This window comes from Legionella quinlivanii, from assembly GCF_900461555.1.
GTDB lineage: Bacteria > Pseudomonadota > Gammaproteobacteria > Legionellales > Legionellaceae > Legionella_C > Legionella_C quinlivanii.
The window spans coordinates 3,309,249-3,327,767 of sequence record NZ_UGOX01000001.1 but is presented as its reverse complement, the minus strand read 5'-3'; the positions used below and the strand labels follow the sequence as shown (position 1 = coordinate 3,327,767).

The following is an 18,519-nucleotide window of genomic DNA, read 5'->3' as shown; positions in this document are numbered from 1 at the left end:
TCAGTATTTAATTTGCGATATTTTCAGCGGTGATTATATACAATAAGCAGGTATTTGGGAGTACTCATTGATTTATCTTTTTACATAGCCCGATCGTAAACGCTCAGGCCAGATGAATTCAATCAATAAATATTTATGATCAATACCGCTTTTCAATTATTAATTATAGGCTCACTCGACCGTTACTGACTTGGCCAAATTGCGCGGCTGATCCACATCCGTGCCTTTTGCTACGGCTACATAGTAGGCAAGTAACTGCAAGGGAATGGTATAAACAATCGGTGCTATCCATGATCCGCAGGCGGGAACAGGAATGAGTCTGGCTCCATTAGGCTGCCATTTGTGAGAGTCGTCCGCAAAAACAATCAGCTGGCCGCCACGTGCACTGACTTCGTGAAGATTGGACTTCAATTTATCAAGTAATTCATCATTGGGAGCGACGGCAATGACTGGCATATTTTTGTCAACCAGCGCCAGAGGACCATGTTTAAGCTCACCGGCGGGATAGGCCTCCGCATGAATGTAGGAGATCTCTTTCAATTTGAGTGCGCCTTCCAGAGCGACGGGATATTGCGTTCCTCTTCCCAGAAACAGGGTGTGGGATTTTGAAACGAATAATGCCGATAAGCTCTCAATTTCATTACTCATTTGCAAAGCGCGCTCACAGCATGTGGGCAATTCCTGTAACTGCTGCAATACTGTATTCGTTCTCTCGTCTTTACATAATGCAGCGGCCAGCATTAAAAAGGAGGCCAATTGCGTAGTAAATGCCTTGGTGGATGCCACGCCAATCTCTAAACCGGCGCGGGTCAGGAAAACACAATCAGACTCTCTGACCAGAGTGCTGGTGGCAATATTGCAAATGGACAATGTGGCCAGATAGTTTGAGTTTTTTGCCTTGTAAAGAGCGGCCAGCGTATCGGCTGTTTCACCGGACTGAGAAACAGTGATAAATAGGGTGTTTTTTTCAACAACCACATCGCGGTATCGATATTCGCTGGCAATTTCTACCTGAGTGGGAATGCCTGTTAGAGACTCCAGCCAATAGCGGGCGACTAATCCGGCATGGTAGCTGGTGCCGCAGGCGACAATGTGAATTTGCCTGACTTGCGGAAAAATGTGATTCGCACGGTCCCCAAAACTGGCTTTGAGTATATCGATGCTTTGAATACGGCCCTCCAGCGTATCGGTCAAAACCTTGGTTTGTTCGTAAATTTCTTTCAGCATAAAATGGCGATAGGGACCTTTGCAGGCAGACTGGCCATCATCTTCAAGCGGATGATGGGGGCGTTTAACGGGCTTTAGCTGTCCATTGAACAGCTCTATCTGTCCTTTATGCAGCCGGGCGCTATCGCCTTCCTCCAGATAAATCACCGATTGCGCGAACGAGCGCAAGGCCAGCGGATCTGAGGCAATGAACATCTCATCGATTCCTATGCCAATCACAAGCGGGCTTCCCTTGCGTAGTGCGATGAGCTCATGAGGACGTTGCTGATGGATCACTCCAATTGCAAAAGCGCCATGCATGGCAGAGCCTGCTTCCTGAACAGCACGCAAAAGGTTTTCATGCTGCTGATAATAGTGATGAACTAAATGAGCGGCGACTTCTGTATCGGTCTCTGAGGTAAATTGATAGCCTTTAGTCTTTAGATCTTCGCGGAGTGCCTCATGGTTTTCAATGATACCGTTGTGGACTATGGCGATTTCATTATGTGATAAATGAGGGTGCGCATTAAGTTCGCAGGGTTTTCCGTGAGTTGCCCAGCGAGTGTGTGCAATTCCTGTCGTACCGGCAATGGCGGTTTCCTGCATGGCGTCTGCCAATGCCTGAACCTTGCCTTGCATGCGAACGCGTTTCAGACGGCTATGCGAATCGATAACTGCAATACCTGCTGAATCATATCCACGATATTCCAGACGGCGCAAACCCTCCAGCAAAATACGACTCACATCTCGTTGGGAGATTGCTCCGATGATTCCACACATAATAATGGCTCCTTCATATTTTAATTATTGCCTATATAACAAGACCTGGCTTTTTATTCATTGTAAAGAACCTGAAATTATGCCACAAAAACTCCCACAATCTAGAGATTTGTGGGGGTCTGGCATTGAGTTCGGTAACCATGCTCTTTCATTGCCTCGCAAATTTCATAGGCGAGATAGCGGTGAACACGGGTTGTAGGATGCAATTCGTCCCAGAATAAATAGGCGTCCGGATTATCGCAGACATGATAATTTTTATCACCTGCCGCAAAATTACTGTCGCGATAGTGAAGAACCTGCAAATACTCAAGAACGTAGTTTCCTGCGAATGGTGAACCGGCAAGCGTATGGAACATTGGCAGTTTAATATCAATGCAGGCATCCATGGTATTGTTTAAGCCAAACTGTTCCGGATTGTTTAAGGCTTTTTCAAAATAAGACTGAACGGGGATGAAGAGAAAGTCCGCCTGAGGCATGATCAGCCGCCATTCTTCAACTCGAAGAGCCAGGCGTTCATTATGCTGCTGAATAGCGTTATTAAGAACAGGGCGGTCATAGGTACGGTTGAATTTGGGAATATGACCAATTTCAGGCAAGCCAATGACCACGATATGGGTGGCTCCTGCGCTGACCAGTTTTTTTACCCCGGAACCCAGGCCGTCCAGCACATTGTCAATATAGCTGTTCATCACCGCCGGATTATAATTATCTTCGAATTTTAAAACGTTTACATAGTCATTAGCGCCGCTGAACACAAAATAAATGGTCTGGCTGTCCAGGCGTTCATGGACCAGCAGATAGGATTGAATTGTCAATCCAAGACTTGGGGGAATTAATTTTCCGACCACCAATGTTTTAAGCGTATTGATTGGATGACGGATTAAATTCCACACGGTAAGCTGATAATCATAGCTCACCGCCCAACTGCCGCCAAATGCCTGATCATCGAAAACGCGCAAATCCTCGCGATCAACATTAAGCATCGGCGCCAGGTATTCACTCCAGATACGGCCATTGGAGAAATGATGCTGCCAGTAGGGATCACCCGGCAATACAGGGACCTGTCTGACTTTACCGATTAAATTGGCTAATAAAGGGGCCAAATCCTCATCAAAAAAATGAGTGACCAACTCGATACCAGAATCCAGCACCATCTGCGGCACATAGTAATCATTGGCAAATTCAGTCATTTTGTTTATTACAAACACTTTGAGTGGTTTAACCAGAAAGGCGGGATGCTCATCTTGCCGCAATGCTTTGAGCAGGTGGGTTGTGTTGCCTGTGTCAGACAAACTGTCGCCAAAAATTACCATTGCTTTAACTGCTGGTGCAGCAGAAAGGCCAAAAGGCAGCCACAGCATAATAACGAACAAAAACCGGCACATCCTGGTGCAGTTTGGCATAGCTCTCTCCTTAGAGTCGGTAAAACCTGCTCTTGCTTAAAGAACAGGGGTGTAGCATGGGCTGCTGATCACGTCCATAAGTTAAGCATTAAACTTTCATGCCCGCGCAGTTGTTGCGTGAATAAAGATAGGTACGCAAAAAACTGTCTTTGCGGGCGTTAGCGAAGCAATCCAGCTCTTACTTTGTTCAAATTCCGATCTGCATTGCTCCACTTCGTTCGCAAAGACGACAGGTTAATTGCCTGGTTCTATTCACGCAACAACGCCCCCGCGCGGGAATGACAGTAGCACCAGCCCTCATCCATTTAGATTAGAACTCTCAATGATTTATTGTCAAATATATCCTGTCTTTAAAAGAAATTGGGGGTAAATTTCGCGTGCAGAATTGCATCTTGGTCCAAACCAAATCATCAACGCTTCTTCATCAGCCTCGCGCGCTCACGCTGCCAGTCACGTTCTTTGATACTATCCCGCTTGTCATGTGTTTTTTTACCTTTTGCCAAAGCCAGCTTCATTTTGACGCGATTTTTTTTCCAATACAGAGACAAGGGGATTAACGTATATCCCTGGCGCTCGACGCTGCCGATGAGTTGATTAAGCTCCTGGCGGTTTAATAGTAATTTACGGGTGCGAGTGGGATCTGGCTGTAAATGAGCGGCGGCAGTGGGCAAGGGTTGAATCTGGGCGCCCAGTAAAAAGGCTTCGCCATATTTTACAATCACATGCGCATCAGACAAATTAATTTTTCCTGCCCGCAGGCTTTTGACTTCCCATCCCTGCAGAACGATTCCCGCCTCGTATTCATTTTCAATGAAATAATCAAAGCGTGCTTTTTTATTAAGCGCAATGCTTGAGTTTTTAGAGTTGTCGTTTGACATAATGAATTCTTCGGATTACCAAATGTTGGAATTATACTCTGAGTACGTGATTTATAGTATGCAGATTAATAAAAAGAGAGGTTATTTCTTGCGAATTGTACTAGGATATTAACTTTAAATCAGGGAATTACTATGAAAACAGGTGAACTGGTTAAGGATTTTCAATTTGTTGCCACAAATGATCTTGAGCAGAAACTTAGTGATTATCGCGGCAAATGGCTTGTGCTTTATTTTTATCCAAAAGACGCGACGCCAGGCTGCACTCTGGAGAGCCAGAATTTTCGCGACGCCCATTCCAAATTTAAACATCTGAATGCTGAAATTCTGGGAATTTCCCGCGACAGCTTAAGCTCGCATGATAAATTCAAATGCAAGCAGGAATTGCCGTTTGAACTAATCAGCGATCAGGATGAGGCCATTTGTAATTTATTTGATGTCATTAAAATGAAAATGATGTACGGCAAACAGGTCAGAGGGATTGAGCGCAGTACATTCCTGATTGATCCTGAAGGGGTTTTACGCAAGGAATGGCGCAAGGTGAGCGTGGACAATCACGTGAAGGAAGTTCTGGATGAGTTGAAAGCACTTCAGGCATGATCTATGCAGGGAGTGAGTTGTGTTGATGACTACTATGATAAGGCGGTCTTATGGATACTAAAAAGTTATTTGTACTCGACACCAATATCCTGATGCATGATCCCACTGCTATTTATCGTTTTGACGAACACGATATTTACTTACCTATGGTTGTTCTCGAAGAGCTCGACAGTCACAAAACCGGTTTGTCGGAAGTGGCGCGGAACGTGCGTCAGGTAAACCGTATGCTGGTAGAGTTAATGGCGCATGCCACTCATCAGGAGGTGGTGGCCGGTTTGCCGTTAAATGGCGTTCTCAATAATCATGATCATAAAGGCAGCGGCCGTCTGTTTTTTCAAACCCATGAATTTGAAGGGGTGAGGCCGATTTCCCTCCCCGGACACAAAGCGGATAACACTATTCTTGCGACGGCATTGGGCCTGCAGAAGCAGTTTGCCCCACGCCAGGTGATAATTATTTCAAAAGATATCAACCTGCGTATAAAAGCCGGAATTCTCGGGATTTTAGCGGAAGATTATTACAATGATCTGGTAGTTGATGATGTTAATCTTTTACATAGCGGTCTCCATATTCTGGAAAATGACTTTTGGGATGCACATGGCAAAGATATGAATGCCTGGCAGGAAGGGGGACGATCATATTATAAAATCAGCGGTCCGCTGATTAAGCACTGGTATTATAATGACTGCATCAGTACCCGCGATAATCAATTCCAGGGTATTGTTAAGCAACTAACCCCTGAGCATGCGGTGGTTCAGGTTGCCAGAGACTATACGCAGGCCAAACATGGGGTCTGGGGAATTAATGCGCGTAATCGCGAGCAGAATTTCGCTTTAAATCTCTTGCTGGATCAGGATATTGATTTCGTCACTCTGCAAGGTTCTGCAGGTACCGGTAAGACGCTGCTGACTATCGCTGCCGGCCTGACGCAGGTATTGGATCAGAATCGTTATAATGAAATTCTGATGACTCGCATCACCATTCCAGTGGGTGAGGATATTGGATTTTTACCCGGCACTGAAGAAGAAAAAATGACCCCCTGGATGGGGGCGCTAATGGATAATCTTGAGGTGCTTCACAGTTCGCAGGAAGGGGGAAGTTTCGGGCGGGGCGCCACCCAGGATTTACTGCAGAATAAAATCAAAATCCGCTCCCTGAACTTCATGCGCGGCCGCACCTTCCTAAACCGCTATATCATTATCGATGAAGCGCAGAATCTGACCGCTAAACAGATTAAAACCCTGGTAACTCGCGCAGGTCCGGGAAGCAAGATCATTTGCCTTGGAGATATCAAGCAGATTGATACGCCTTATTTAACAGAAAGAACTTCAGGACTGACCTTTGCGGTGGATCGATTTAAGCATTGGCAACACAGTGCGCATATGACTTTAACGCGTGGAGAGCGATCAAGGCTTGCACATTATGCTGCAGACCATTTATAGTACGCGTTTTACAAAGGATAAACAATGCACACTCAAGCCATTACATTTGACGACGTCTTATTGGTGCCTGCTTACAATCACCATGAATCACGGCGTGTCGTTGATATCAGCATGCAAGACAGACTGGGTAAGCTTAAGCTGCAATTGCCGGTGATTAGCTCCAACATGGACACGATCACAGAAAGCAAGATGGCCAATTTCATGCACAGCAAAGGCGGCATGGGCGCTTTGCATCGCTTTTTAAGTATCGAGGAGAATATCAGCGAGTTCAAGCGATGTCTTGGACCCGTGTTCGTTTCGGTGGGGTGTTCTGATGCAGAATTGCAACGAGCTGAGGCGCTGCGTGATGCGGGTGCTGATTATTTCTGCGTGGATGTGGCGCACGGTCATGCCAAATATGTAGGCAAGATGCTTAAGGAGCTTCGCAGAATTGTCGGTGATCGCTGTATTATGGCAGGAAATGTGGCTACTTATGCCGGCGCTGATTATCTGGCTTCTTGCGGTGCTGATATCATTAAAGCCGGAGTGGGCGGCGGCTCGGTATGCAGCACGCGGATTAAAACCGGCTTCGGTATTCCGATGTTAACCTGTATTCAGGATTGTGCACGCACCGATCGTTCCATTGTCGCGGACGGCGGGATTAGAACCTCCGGAGATATCGTAAAAGCGCTCGCCTTTGGCGCTGATTTTGTAATGATCGGCGGTATGCTGGCGGGTTCTGAGCCCACCCCCGGAGAAGTCATTACCAAAGAAGATGGACGCAAGGTTAAGCGCTATCGCGGCATGGCTTCGCGTGAAGCTCAGGAAGATTTCCACGGACAAATGAATGAATGGAAGACAGCGGAAGGCGTGGCGACTGAAGTGCAATATCGTGATACACAGGATGCCACCATTGCTGACATTATCGGCGGTTTACGTTCCGGTTTAACCTATGCAGGTGCTGATAGCATCAGCGAATTACAACGCAAACTCGACTACGTTGTGGTTACTCAGGCTGGTCGTCTGGAAAGTTTGCCGCATAAGCTGATGGAGGGTTAAACATCAGGCTAGGCTCTACATTCCCGACCTAATGGATTCCCCGCATAAAGCTGGGAACGTAGGAGCCACGTCCCGATCTAAGCTCCTATATCCCAGCCCAGCCTCTACTCCCTAACCAAGGCTTTCGGCCCAATCCAAGCTCTCCGTCCCCCGACTTGTTCGGGGGATCCAGAAGTCACTGCCTTTAAGTTAGGCAAATATTGTAGATTAACTGGATCCCCCGCATAAAGCGGGGAATGTAGGGATAGGGGGTTTGACTTATTACCACCTGCGTGGAAACGAAATCGATGTGAAATTGTCAGGCGCCTGTCTACTCAGGATGGGCCATTCCATCTGCTTTTTAACTCACCCTGATTTAAGGCTTGCTCCTGTTTTTTATCAAGAACGGCAGTAATGCCAAGCAGCTGCTCCTCTCCTCCTTTTACAGCCGCCAGCTTTTCGGTTTTGGAATAGCCGAAAAAGTACCCGTGATAATGCTTGTATTCTGCTTGTCCTTTTCGCTGTTGCTTGTACTCATCCAGCTGCTGCAATTTACTGAGCAGACGATACTGGGAAGAGTCTTTTGGAATATTGCTTTGCTGCGCCTGTTCGTATAATTGTTTGAGAATGACGCTGTACTGCTCATAATCGTTCTGATGATATTGGGTTAAATACTTCTTCAATAAATCCGGGTCGTCTGCAAAGGTGTCTACCGTATAGTGTGTTACCTTGATTGCCCTGAAATCATTGGATTCCAGTTGATGGCCCAGCAAATTTTTTTTGATTAGAACAGACGTTTGGTTGTCGCCTGTAAAATCAGGTGCCTGCGTTTCCCGGTACAGTTCACCGAGGACTTGTCTGCACTGAGTGGCATCGCCCTGCCGTATTTTCGGCAGGTAGCTTTCCAGTGTTTTGGCATCATTAAAATCACTAAGTGTGTAATGGTCCTTACCCAGTCGATGCAATACGGCTGGTATATTTTCAAGTGAATGAGTAGCTGCCAGCAGTCTCATATTTTTCAGGAGTTTTGCCTGAGCTTCCTCACTTCTGGGCGTTTCTACAAAGCGGTTTAGCAATTCCGGGTTTTTATCAAAGGATAAAAGTTTTACGCTGATAAAGCGATCCTCAATGGCTGCCAATAATCTGTCTGCTTCGCGCGCATTCAATTGTTCAAATTTAAAAAACTGCCTAAGCTCAGGTTCGAGTTGCTGAAAATCGGTATTGATGAGGTATTCAGCAAGGGCTTTTGAGCCTAGAAGCGCATCCACAGGATCCAGTTGCTCAGACATGAAGGTTTTTAAGCCCTCTCGTAATAAGGGGAGCTCGGTATGACGGGCGCTAATAGTATCCAGGACATCTGGAGTGAGCAGAAGGCTTTTGAGCAAGATGGGAAAGAGTTTTTTCCGGGTTTCTATCTTTGTTGGTTCTGATTGTAGGTCCTTTTCATCCCTTTCCAATATGGGGAGCAAAGCGGCTAACAAATCACTGGGTATTGTATTCATTGAACCGTGTATACTACCTATTGTAGCTCCATACATTTTGGCCTTTAAGCGTTGCAGGCTTAAATCAAAATCAATATGTGCCGTTTCGTTGTTGTCATTAACGCCAAAATTAGCAGGATTCAAATCGCCTTCATTGAGCACAGACAGGGCCCACACCATTCCGGGATCGTTCATGATGTTGTCCTCGAACTCTTTCGGGCTGGCCGTTCTGTATCCCGCTGGATTGTGTTGCGATGCGACAGCCTCGACAGAGTCTGATTTTACTACGCGTGTTTTGGCCGCCCGTGAGAGACCGAGAATAAAACGGAATAAGTCACTGGCAATGGCCTCCAGTTCATAGGCATGCTGGTTCGGAAGTGTATTTTCCGGAGATCGGACATTATTTGGATGTTTGTAATACCATTGGGAACCTGGTTTTGCAGTTTTTTCTGCTTTAACCGTGGTCTTATTAAGCGCATTCCTCTTAAGAGTAAATTTTTGTGGATCGATATGTTTTCTTGGCATAGATACACCGCGATTGCCTTGGATGTATATATTATATCATATTTGTTCTTAAAATGATCTATCTGTACTTACGGTTTTATGATTGAATGCCCGAGCTATACTAAAAAGAATCGCGTTGCCTGGTGAGCTTCAATGAACTGTTACAAGCACATGAAAATGTATACCTCCTATCTCAAGGGTTGTTATCAGCACATTTTTGACAAAACAGTAATCTGCAATTGGGGCTATTTGTATTTTGATTTACAGGGACGCTATTTACAGATTATCTCCGACAATACCTTAATTGATGTATTTTTGGAGAATGAATTATACGCTGCACAAATTATCGATAATCTTTCCAATGATTACGGGAATTATTATTCCTGCGATGTCTTGCAGGACTCGCTCCTGCCTAATGCGATCAAAGAAGTGCTGGTGGATAATAAGTATCGATATTTTTTTGATATTGCTAATAAGCAGCCTGACTATACCGAGATATACACCTTTGCTGCACATTGCGATCCCTTGCAGGGCGGTAATTTTGCCCTGAATAACCTGGATATGTTAAAGCTAATCAGCCAGGATTTGGGCAAGCGTTGCCGAAAATTATTAACTAATGAGAACACCTTGATTTTGCCGGCCGATTTTATTGTGCAGATGAATGAAGTGTTCGAGCTGCATAAAAGAGCTCATACAAACTATTTACAGGATGCTATTTTAGAGCTTAAACAATCAGATAAACGATTCCAGTCGATGGTAAATGATGAGGCTTTTGATTTTAATATATTACCGTTTAATTTTATCGCCAATAAGGAATTAACCCATAAAGAAAGAGAGCTAATTTATCTTTATTATTTTGGTTTCAATTTCCAGAGAATGGCCGATATTCTCGACATTTCAAAACGCACGGTCGACAAGCATTTTGAAAACATCAAAAGAAAGCTTCATTGCGAAAGCACAGGTCATATTATTCCCCATTTGCTGAGAACCAATATGGCTATCAATGATTTTATACAAAAAGGGCATCCTTGATAGATTTTGTAATATGATGCTGTACCGGCTAATAAAATACATTTTGGTTAAAATATCGACAAATACGGTTGGGTTATGCGATAATAGGCCGATTCGATTGTCGTCAAAAATTTGGAGTCTTTTATGCCTTGGCTAATGCCTGAAGATATGAACCCGGAAGAGCAAACTTGTGTCCAGTTAATCACCGCTGCTATTACTAATTATAAAATTGGTGAAAATTTGGTAATCCCTTTGTTTGCAGAACACGAGTCAAAGGAAAACATGGACTCCTTGGAAAGAGGAAAACGGATAACAAAGGTAATGAGAAGGATTATTGCTCATGATCAACTTAATCAACTTACAATCCCCAGGATTCATTGTGAGGTAGATGGGGAAAATGGAACTTTTTCAATGGAGGGACAGACTGTAATTGCTTTGCTGCTGAGAGATGCTTTATTGGAGAGGCAGAAATTAATCGTTACTGCTGATAACTTCCTTTTGCATTTAGCGACAGCACTTAATCAATATCGCCAGCAAGGGCTGCTGGGCGATTTGGAAGTCAGCGCTATTTCTGATGAGCAAACGGCAGAACTGATCTCTATGTTTTCAGAAAACAAAGAGAAAAAATCCAGAATTGCTGAGGGTTTGGTCAGTATTGGCTACACGAATGCTTTGATCTTCACTAAGTTGCTAAATTTGACGATGACGTTGATGCGTCACGAAGAGGATATGCGATTCTATGATTCATTAGTTATTGTGCCTTCCCGTTATAAATTAAAAATCAGGGAGGAGCATATTCCGGTGCTCGAAAAAATTTTGGAAGATAATGATATTGAGTTTGTAAGGGCTGCAAATACTGCCGAATCCTCCCGGGTAGAGATACATATTCTATCGCCGCTTGCTCAGATTAAACAGCTGATTGCTGATTTGTCAGAGAATATTAAAGACAAAAAGAACGGCCGAAAGCAATGGTTTAACAGCGGTTCTGATGCCAAGGCAGCAGCCTTAAATCGAATCAATGAGTGGTTAGAAAGTAAAGATCAATTAAATAACGCTGAAATTAACGTCATTTTGTCCCTGGTTAAATCCGTCTGCGAAACAAAAAGAAATGCGGTGGGTTTCTATTCACCTCATAGCCTCAATGAGTTCAATCAGTATATAAGCGCGCGCGGCTGGAAAATGCCGGAGACCAGCTTCAATGCGAAAGAATTGGCAGCGATAACCAGTTCTGAAAAAGTCGGTGAGTTTGTACAAAGTCATACCGCTCGCGGTGTAGACTTGGGTTTTGATTAAAATTTTTCTGCTTTATCCTTCGTTCCCTACGTACCGCGCTTTAATGCGCGGCATCCAGGCGATGCGTCTGATTGGCAAAAGCATTTTAAAACTCACTACCATTGTTATGGATACCCCGCATAAAGCGGGGTACGTAGGCTCTTAGGGGTACGTAGGCTCTTAGGGGTAACGTAGGCTCTTATACGATGGTTAAATTTGTGACCCGGAAGGGGCATAGCTTGTATTAGGAATAGAATTGCCGGTGTGAGGGCTAGTACGCACATCTGCCTCTTTGTGCGCAAAAAGAGACAATGTCGGGAGAATGGCATTGGGCATCTGTTGGTTCTGCGCGCTTATTTCCTTTGCTGATTCTGCTGCGGCAATGACTTTTGTCAGCTCTTCTGAAGCGACATAGGAATCACGATTCAAAGCCGAGCCATTATATGAATAAACTGCAGCGAATTTCTTATTACCAATAACAGTGTCAATTACTTTAACCATAGAATCAACACTGTCCGCTACTGTAAGACGGGCATTTGAACCGCCCATATCTGTTTTCACCCAACCAGGATAAATTGCGAAGGCGCCTGGTGCTTGCGCCAGTTGTTCCGGCTCTTTACAGGCATCGGTCCACTTTTTAACCATCGCTTTGCAACGGCTATAAATCATACTCTGACCTCCAGCTTTTGACATAGCATGCGCATCAATGCCTACAGTTTTTGAACCAAGGCCATGAGGCGTGGTTAAATAGACGATGCAGGCATTTTTATTTTGCATTTTATTCTCTAAGCCCAGGATCAGCCGCAATGGTCCGTCCTCGTGCACCTTTCTGGAAAGTTCCAATTCTGGCCAGAATGTGGCTGGATCCAGCGGTTTTGGCTCTAACTTAAGTACATCATTATTTCCGGTTGTCCCGGCATTTAATATCAATAAATCTATTTTTTCTTCAGATTCATGAAGCTTTTTGGTGAACGCGTCAATTTGAGTTGTATCAGTTAAATCCAGTGGCAACATAATCAGCTTATCGCCATAACGTTCCTGTTGTTCTTTTAAATTAAGCAGGTTACTAGTCGCTCGGTATGTGGCAATTACTTTGCAGTCCAAAGCTAAAAACTTTTCTACGAAACCTAAACCAATGCCGCGGGTTGCACCTGCAACAACCACTGTTTCCGGTTTATTTTTCATTTTAACCCCCTATATTATTGTTATTTGTCATTAAATGGTTTAACCAGTTTTTTATTTCATCAGGTACTTTGTCATCATTTAAAAGCTGTTCATATACCCTTTGCTTATGCTCAAAATTATTCCCGCAGCGCTCATCGATTAATTCATTCCAGCGCGATAAAAATTCGTTGTCAGGAATTTCTCCAAAGGTTTTAATCAGTTCATAAAAAGTGGCCTGCCAGTAAGCGCTAATACTTTTTTGCATCCAGTTCACAATTTCAGAAGTCAGACCTCTTTCTTTAAGTCCTAATCCATTGGCAAATCCTTTTTCAAACTGTTTAGTTCGCAAATGAGCATATTTCTTTCCATATAACTGGTTGATATTCTTCATGCATTCTTCGCCCAAATGAATACCAATCTCGGAAGAAGGATCACAATGTAAATTTCTGCCCACTTCATGGATTAAATAAGATAGTTTTTTTTCAAAAAGAGCGCGTTGCTTTGATTCATCCGTTTCTTTTTTAAAAGCCGCATATTCTCTTAATTCTTCAGGGGTAAAAATATCTTTAACCCATGAATGCTCGAGTTTGACTGTCATCTGATATACCTCAATAAGCTCAATCAGCGTTTTCCAGGGGATTGCTTGGCTCTTATTCATCGCTGAGGTAATATTCCTCAAGGCTTTAGCACCTTCCAGCAACGCATGCGCCTTTTTTTCCAATACCTGTGCCTGGGTAGCAAAGTGTTGCAGGGCATCACCCTCATCCTCGACTAATTCTTTAATATGTGACAGCTCAAATCCGAAAAATTTCAAGGCAATGATTTGCTGAAGTTTTAATAAATCTTTTTCTGTATAAACACGATACCCATTAGCAAGACGTAACGACGGTTTTAACAGATCAATGCGATCATAATGATGCAATGTTTGCACAGAAACCCCCGTCAATTGACTTAAATTTTTAACCAGCCATTCAGCCATTGTTCTTATCTCCTGCCTGTTGATGAACAAGATAAAGCCTATAGTTACTATAGGGTCAAGCTTTTTCATTGAGAAAGAGATTTAATAGAAAGGTAGATTTTTTCTTAAATAAAGGATATGAATTTAAAACTTTCGCGGTGCATTGAAAACCGCCTATCTATCCACTCTAATCGTAATAGTTCATTAACGACTGATCAAAAGGAGCAATCATTTTTTCCTTTACGCCAACTCTGTAAGGGTGAGTTCACTATGAAGGAATTCATTGCAATAAGCGCTGTAGACATCATTTCTGCATCTAGCTAATAGATTTACATAACAATTTTCCTAAAGAAAACTTAACACTGTAATTCAGGGTTAATCTTTTGCCTTCGATGTGTTAAAATATAGGTCATTTTGTATTATAAAGGGCATGATATGCATCTAAGCGATATCATTATATCTGAATATGAACGACTAGACAGGGAGCGCCAATTAGAGATAAATCAAATAGATGAAGCCTATGTCAAAGCCAATCCAGATTTTGAGGATTTGCCTGACTATAGCGCTGTTAATGAAAAATATCGCCGTGAGTATCTTAAGCTTGTAAAGCGTATCGATACACCAGAAACGCTTGTCGCCATTGCTGAGAAGTCTTCTGCCGCTATGACTAACCTCCTGGAGTCAGATGGCCTACAAGAATTAAGGGATGTAGTTGAACTTTTAAAGTGTAAACAACTAGTAAAGCTATGTCAGGTTGACAAAAGCGCTTTATTGATGAAGCATATTTTTAGCCTGGTAATAGACGATGAACGCCAGGAATTATTTAAAATATCTCATTTATTACCGCTTGCGGCGATTAATCCAACCATAGTAGCCTTTCTCTTTCAATATAGTTTTTCAAAAGAAAAACTTCACACGCAGTTAGCAGCATCTTTTGCCACTATTACCCAGCTTCTTGATTTAATTGACTGTGGTATTTTAGCTAATAATCAGGAATTGATAGGACAAGTAGATTACTTTATCAGACAAAACCACAAACAATTTATTAGATTAATTTCGAGCTTTGAAGATATTATAGCCGTTGCAACTAAAAATTCACGTATCGCCATTTCTTTAGCAGAGACCGAAGGAGAGGTCGTAAGCGCTTATATTCGCTCACGAGAACACATTGAAGAAATTATTAAGGCCATCACTAAAAACAATTTAAGTAATCCTGTTATGCTCATCCGTATAAACCACTTTTTTCGAAATTTATCTCTGCATTTACAAAATCAAGCAACTCTAGTGCTAAGTGCATTAAAAGGTGAACCAAAAGAAAGTTTAGTAGAGGGACATTTTTTTTCTTATGGCTGGAAGAAAAATCAAAGCCAACATGTTTCATTAGAACAAAAGATTCACATGCTTTTTGAGCAAAACTGTAGACTTAACCACTCACCTTATTTAGGTATTTATATTGAGTTCACACCGGGAACACAGATAGCAGTAATTAATCAATGCGCCGATTTAATAAAAAGCGCTGGCATAGCAGTCGAAGTAACTCAGGAATCTAAAATGGCTGCTTTAATGCTTCCTGGCAAGCTTGCAATACGAGGAGAAACTATAGAGACGTTTGATGCCAAAATAACGGCGTTATTAGAGCGCTTCACGAACCAGAACAATATTAGCGCCCCCTGAATTTATTAAAGATATTTGTAAATGTCTTAGGCTCTCTTTAAAGCAGAAACAAGAAAGGCAATTCTGACACAATATTGTCACGGGTAGTAGGTTTTTGGGAAAAATCAAGCTAAGGACTTGATTTTATATGGTGGGCCGTATAGGGATCGAACCTATGACACAGAGGTTAAGAGCCTCCTGCTCTACCAGCTGAGCTAACGGCCCCACAATTACAAAGCATACCTTTTTAAACAAAAAATTCAAGCGCTTTTTAGTGAAAGGGCAGTCTTCCAGATCTTAACTTTTGCTCCCTTCTCCCGCAAACGGAAGAAAAGAGCATTAGTAATTAAAATGAAACAGCTCTGAGTGGAAGTGGAGCTGGAACTCTTATTTATAAAGTTGCTCAAAAGGCTTACAATACATCATGGTGTTCGATTAATTTTGCGAGTCGGTGAAGGCGCAGACATGTTAAATATGAATCTTTTTTTTAAGACTTTTTTGAGTGAAGACTACTATGTTCGCTCCAAAGGGTATCGAAACAATCGTAAAAATGTCTGGCTTATGCTGGAAGACTCACTTGAAAAAGAGCCTGAGGGCTTGCAATTGTTCACTTTAATGAACCATTGTGATGAGGCAATTTTAGATCTGCTGACTCACTATCCCGAATGGCTGAGCTTTTTTAAACCCTGGCAGTTAGAGTATTTATATCAGGGTTTGCAACGCTTTATCCTGAAAGCGAAAGAGTCTGACGACTATTCAAAAAAAATCCCGGGCGCGATAATAACGCTCATTCAATATAATGAAACCAGTTGTTTACTCATTTTTGACAAATATTTTCATTGGCTGCATCGATTGGAAATTAAAGCGCTTGAATCGATTCATTCTTTCATGGACAAAAACAATTTTTCAGACCAGTCGAAAAGAAAGGTTCAGCGTTATTTACAAGATCGAAAGGATATTCAGCAGGCGATAAGCGAGCTGCTGGATGGGAATCCGCAATCTCTGCCGCTTTTGAAAAAAAAATGGCAGGTGAGTTATTTATATCGCTCCCTGGAACAGGTAGCCAATAGCGAGGATCCTGACTGCGACTCAAAAATGAGTAAAGCAATTAATGGACTGGTACGCTATGATCGATCAGTGATGCTCACTATTCTGACTAAATATCCGCTGTGGCTTAATTTTTTAAACACAAATGCTCTCAGTGATGTACATCAATATCTGCTTGAGAATGATTTTCCAAAAGAAAGCGGCCGACAGTTTTCCCGCTATTTACTGAATAGGTGGAAAATGCATGAGCTGGTTCAAAAGCCTGAGCAAGTGGATGTGAAAGAATTTGAGGAACCAGAAACACTACCGGGTATAAGCCCATGCTAGAAAACATAGAAGTAATGCTGCAAGGTCTTAAATCCAGACTGCCTGAGCTAGCCTGGAATCTGAGCAAGCCGGGCGTCCAGATATCCTGGCAAAGCCTGCCGCCGGGCATTTTTCACTATCAGTTTGAGCCAAAAGCCGAGAATTTTATTGACGAAATTAAAAGGGATATTGAGCGGCTGGCCATACAAGTCAATTCACAGGCTGCCAATTATCTTGCAGAGCGTATCCATCAGAAAATTAATATTCTGGTCAGATTATGTCAGTGTAAGGCGTCTATTAAGAAGACAGAAGACACGGCCAGCTTTATGCTGCAGGCTCTGAGCACTCGCCAGCAATGGCTGGCGTCTCTTGAAGAGCAGATTCAATCATTCACGGAACAGCGAGATGCGCTGGCGGCAAGATTATCTGCGCTTGACGACAGAAAAGAGCAGCAACTGGTGCTGATGGCCGAATTGGGTGCAGCAGAAAAACGTTTAACCGAGGCGCAGGAAACCTACGCCAAGGCAATTAATCAGCATTTTTAATGTGAGGCGATTGCCTCAATCTGCATGGTTTCAGTATCGTCTATTTCCTGATGTGCTTGAAGCACATTGGGAAGGCAGGTTTTCAGTATGCAGGCCGCCCTTAGCTGCTGCTGGAAGCGACAATAGATATTGCATTTTTGAGCGTCATAGTTCTGATCAATTTTCTCTTTAATGATTACTCTTGCTTGATCATTGCTAAACACTAGTTGCATTAAGGTTCTAAAAGCTCCTTCATAGGCAGCCAATGTTCTCGGATACGTTTGGAGATTTTTAAATAAATCATCAATGAAGCGCGATAATTCATTTTGGTTCGCTGGTGTAGCAATGTCGGCTATTTTCTTTTGATGAGTTTGCTCCATAAGAGTATTCATAAAATTATGCAGATCATAGATCCTGTAATATTTCTCATTAATGGACCCTTGATGCTCAGGAGAGTTTCTTTTCACAAAGTCATCAGCGACCTGGTTTTTAATTTGAGCGACCAAATTATCGCTGGCTTGTGCCAGAAATCGGCTGAGGATTTCTTTTATAAAGGATAAGGGTTCGATTTGCACGCATTTTACAATCTGATTAAATGCTTTAAGGCGTTGTTCATCACTCATGCATTCAAGAAAAGCCAGGAGTGGAAAAAGCTGATCGTTAAGATCTAAAGTGGGTTGATTTTTTCTAAAATCTCCCAGGTACATGGGTAAAATTTCCTCTATATCCTCGACTTTAAGATGGGCTGTAGACACGAAATAGTAATTCGTAATCAACCCTGATGGATTCTCAGCCCTCACTCGCATAGCCTGTAAGAACTCTAACACTTTTCTAGTGGGGTAGAAATCTGCGAAACCTGGAATAAAAGAGTCCTGATCAATAGAAGCGACCGTGTTTTTGAATTCTTCAGGAAGTGTATTGGATAAAATAGCCATTAGCCATCCAGCACGCATTTTATAGCGAGGACTGATGGCCGAATTGCTTAGGGAATTGTTTAAAATCTCATAGAATTTACTGCAATTTGCATTGGTTAATCTTGAAGGATTTTGAATCCAGAGAAACAGTAATTTTTCCTGCAATGAACGAGCAATGGTATTGTTACGTGTAAATAAAGAATAAATGGCTTGTTCCTGGGGCGATTCGCTTTGTAATAATGTTGTATAAAGGCTCGTTGAATCTACATTGTCAAATGGATTTGAAGAAGGGAATTTAATAAGCCGAATGGCTTTTTTTACGAGAAACATTAACTAACCTTGTTATTTAAAAAGGATTCATT

General features: G+C 42.8%; 15 protein-coding genes and 1 tRNA gene. 8 read left to right on the top strand and 8 right to left on the bottom strand.

The annotated features are described in order from the left end of the window. Positions 1–171: 171 nt before the first annotated feature. The 3 genes from glmS to smpB all read right to left on the bottom strand — a co-directional run bounded on the left by glmS (position 172) and on the right by smpB (position 4,267). Positions 172–1,986, bottom strand: a complete 1,815-nt coding sequence (glmS, locus tag DYH61_RS14205) for a glutamine--fructose-6-phosphate transaminase (isomerizing) (protein ID WP_058507065.1) — start codon at positions 1,984–1,986, stop codon at positions 172–174. Between the two features lie 101 nt (positions 1,987–2,087). Continuing rightward, entirely contained in the window at positions 2,088–3,389 is a 1,302-nt protein-coding gene (plaC, locus tag DYH61_RS14200) for a lysophospholipase/glycerophospholipid:cholesterol acyltransferase PlaC (protein WP_058507066.1), read from the bottom strand. A gap of 410 nt (positions 3,390–3,799) precedes the next feature. Further along, positions 3,800–4,267, bottom strand: coding sequence for an SsrA-binding protein SmpB (smpB, locus tag DYH61_RS14195; RefSeq protein WP_058507067.1), 468 nt, complete (start codon positions 4,265–4,267; stop codon positions 3,800–3,802). Between the two features lie 132 nt (positions 4,268–4,399). On the opposite strand from smpB, the gene DYH61_RS14190 reads away from it, so the two are divergent. Genes DYH61_RS14190 through DYH61_RS14180 form a run of 3 tightly spaced genes read left to right on the top strand, consistent with a single transcriptional unit; the run spans position 4,400 to position 7,344 of the window. Then, positions 4,400–4,864, top strand: a complete 465-nt coding sequence (locus DYH61_RS14190; RefSeq protein ID WP_058507068.1) for a peroxiredoxin — start codon at positions 4,400–4,402, stop codon at positions 4,862–4,864. A 50-nt stretch (positions 4,865–4,914) separates the two neighbouring features. Further along, on the top strand, positions 4,915–6,306 hold the full coding sequence (locus DYH61_RS14185) for a PhoH family protein (RefSeq protein WP_058507069.1): 1,392 nt from the start codon (positions 4,915–4,917) through the stop codon (positions 6,304–6,306). Positions 6,307–6,330: 24 nt separating this feature from the next. Next, positions 6,331–7,344 carry a guanosine monophosphate reductase gene (locus DYH61_RS14180; RefSeq protein WP_058507070.1) on the top strand — a complete coding sequence of 338 codons (1,014 nt, stop codon included), beginning with the start codon at positions 6,331–6,333 and terminating at the stop codon, positions 7,342–7,344. Between the two features lie 314 nt (positions 7,345–7,658). Here DYH61_RS14180 and DYH61_RS14175 read toward each other — a convergent pair whose 3' ends face one another. Then, positions 7,659–9,329 (bottom strand): hypothetical protein, encoded by a 1,671-nt coding sequence (locus tag DYH61_RS14175; protein ID WP_058507071.1) that lies wholly within the window; start codon positions 9,327–9,329, stop codon positions 7,659–7,661. Between the two features lie 132 nt (positions 9,330–9,461). On the opposite strand from DYH61_RS14175, the gene DYH61_RS14170 reads away from it, so the two are divergent. Together DYH61_RS14170 and DYH61_RS14165 are read left to right on the top strand one after the other, a co-directional pair. Beyond that, on the top strand, positions 9,462–10,340 hold the full coding sequence (locus DYH61_RS14170; RefSeq protein WP_058507072.1) for a helix-turn-helix transcriptional regulator: 879 nt from the start codon (positions 9,462–9,464) through the stop codon (positions 10,338–10,340). A 123-nt stretch (positions 10,341–10,463) separates the two neighbouring features. Further along, positions 10,464–11,612, top strand: coding sequence for a hypothetical protein (locus DYH61_RS14165; protein ID WP_058507073.1), 1,149 nt, complete (start codon positions 10,464–10,466; stop codon positions 11,610–11,612). Between the two features lie 189 nt (positions 11,613–11,801). Here DYH61_RS14165 and DYH61_RS14160 read toward each other — a convergent pair whose 3' ends face one another. Continuing rightward, on the bottom strand, positions 11,802–12,776 hold the full coding sequence (locus DYH61_RS14160) for an SDR family NAD(P)-dependent oxidoreductase (RefSeq protein ID WP_058507074.1): 975 nt from the start codon (positions 12,774–12,776) through the stop codon (positions 11,802–11,804). Between the two features lies 1 nt (position 12,777). After that, a complete protein-coding gene (locus DYH61_RS14155) occupies positions 12,778–13,734 on the bottom strand; it encodes a MerR family transcriptional regulator (protein WP_058507075.1) in 957 nt (318 codons plus the stop codon). A gap of 414 nt (positions 13,735–14,148) precedes the next feature. On the opposite strand from DYH61_RS14155, the gene DYH61_RS14150 reads away from it, so the two are divergent. Continuing rightward, positions 14,149–15,387 carry a hypothetical protein gene (locus tag DYH61_RS14150; protein WP_058507076.1) on the top strand — a complete coding sequence of 413 codons (1,239 nt, stop codon included), beginning with the start codon at positions 14,149–14,151 and terminating at the stop codon, positions 15,385–15,387. A gap of 128 nt (positions 15,388–15,515) precedes the next feature. On the opposite strand, the gene DYH61_RS14145 is transcribed toward DYH61_RS14150, so the two are convergent. Continuing rightward, positions 15,516–15,591: transfer RNA gene (locus DYH61_RS14145), tRNA-Lys, on the bottom strand. A gap of 240 nt (positions 15,592–15,831) precedes the next feature. Between DYH61_RS14145 and DYH61_RS14140 the strand changes: the two genes are divergently transcribed. Next, entirely contained in the window at positions 15,832–16,740 is a 909-nt protein-coding gene (locus DYH61_RS14140; RefSeq protein ID WP_058507077.1) for a hypothetical protein, read from the top strand. Continuing rightward, on the top strand, positions 16,734–17,264 hold the full coding sequence (gene priC / locus DYH61_RS14135) for a primosomal replication protein PriC (protein ID WP_058507078.1): 531 nt from the start codon (positions 16,734–16,736) through the stop codon (positions 17,262–17,264). Before DYH61_RS14140 ends, priC begins: the two co-directional genes overlap by 7 nt. Here the strand turns inward: priC and DYH61_RS14130 are convergent. Beyond that, complete coding sequence (locus tag DYH61_RS14130; RefSeq protein ID WP_058507079.1) at positions 17,261–18,487, bottom strand: hypothetical protein; 1,227 nt, start codon at positions 18,485–18,487, stop codon at positions 17,261–17,263. The two genes, priC and DYH61_RS14130, sit on opposite strands and share 4 nt — an antisense overlap. Positions 18,488–18,519 lie beyond the last annotated feature (32 nt).

Coding starts and splice junctions, on each gene's coding strand:
- DYH61_RS14130 (WP_058507079.1), bottom strand. CDS start 18,487: ATGTTTCTCGTAAAAAAAGCCATTCGGCTTATTAAATTCCCTTCTTCA.
- DYH61_RS14180 (WP_058507070.1), top strand. CDS start 6,331: ATGCACACTCAAGCCATTACATTTGACGACGTCTTATTGGTGCCTGCT.
- smpB (WP_058507067.1), bottom strand. CDS start 4,267: ATGTCAAACGACAACTCTAAAAACTCAAGCATTGCGCTTAATAAAAAA.
- DYH61_RS14165 (WP_058507073.1), top strand. CDS start 10,464: ATGCCTTGGCTAATGCCTGAAGATATGAACCCGGAAGAGCAAACTTGT.
- priC (WP_058507078.1), top strand. CDS start 16,734: ATGCTAGAAAACATAGAAGTAATGCTGCAAGGTCTTAAATCCAGACTG.
- DYH61_RS14155 (WP_058507075.1), bottom strand. CDS start 13,734: ATGGCTGAATGGCTGGTTAAAAATTTAAGTCAATTGACGGGGGTTTCT.
- DYH61_RS14160 (WP_058507074.1), bottom strand. CDS start 12,776: ATGAAAAATAAACCGGAAACAGTGGTTGTTGCAGGTGCAACCCGCGGC.
- plaC (WP_058507066.1), bottom strand. CDS start 3,389: ATGCCAAACTGCACCAGGATGTGCCGGTTTTTGTTCGTTATTATGCTG.
- DYH61_RS14175 (WP_058507071.1), bottom strand. CDS start 9,329: ATGCCAAGAAAACATATCGATCCACAAAAATTTACTCTTAAGAGGAAT.
- DYH61_RS14150 (WP_058507076.1), top strand. CDS start 14,149: ATGCATCTAAGCGATATCATTATATCTGAATATGAACGACTAGACAGG.
- glmS (WP_058507065.1), bottom strand. CDS start 1,986: ATGTGTGGAATCATCGGAGCAATCTCCCAACGAGATGTGAGTCGTATT.
- DYH61_RS14190 (WP_058507068.1), top strand. CDS start 4,400: ATGAAAACAGGTGAACTGGTTAAGGATTTTCAATTTGTTGCCACAAAT.
- DYH61_RS14170 (WP_058507072.1), top strand. CDS start 9,462: ATGAACTGTTACAAGCACATGAAAATGTATACCTCCTATCTCAAGGGT.
- DYH61_RS14140 (WP_058507077.1), top strand. CDS start 15,832: ATGTTAAATATGAATCTTTTTTTTAAGACTTTTTTGAGTGAAGACTAC.
- DYH61_RS14185 (WP_058507069.1), top strand. CDS start 4,915: ATGGATACTAAAAAGTTATTTGTACTCGACACCAATATCCTGATGCAT.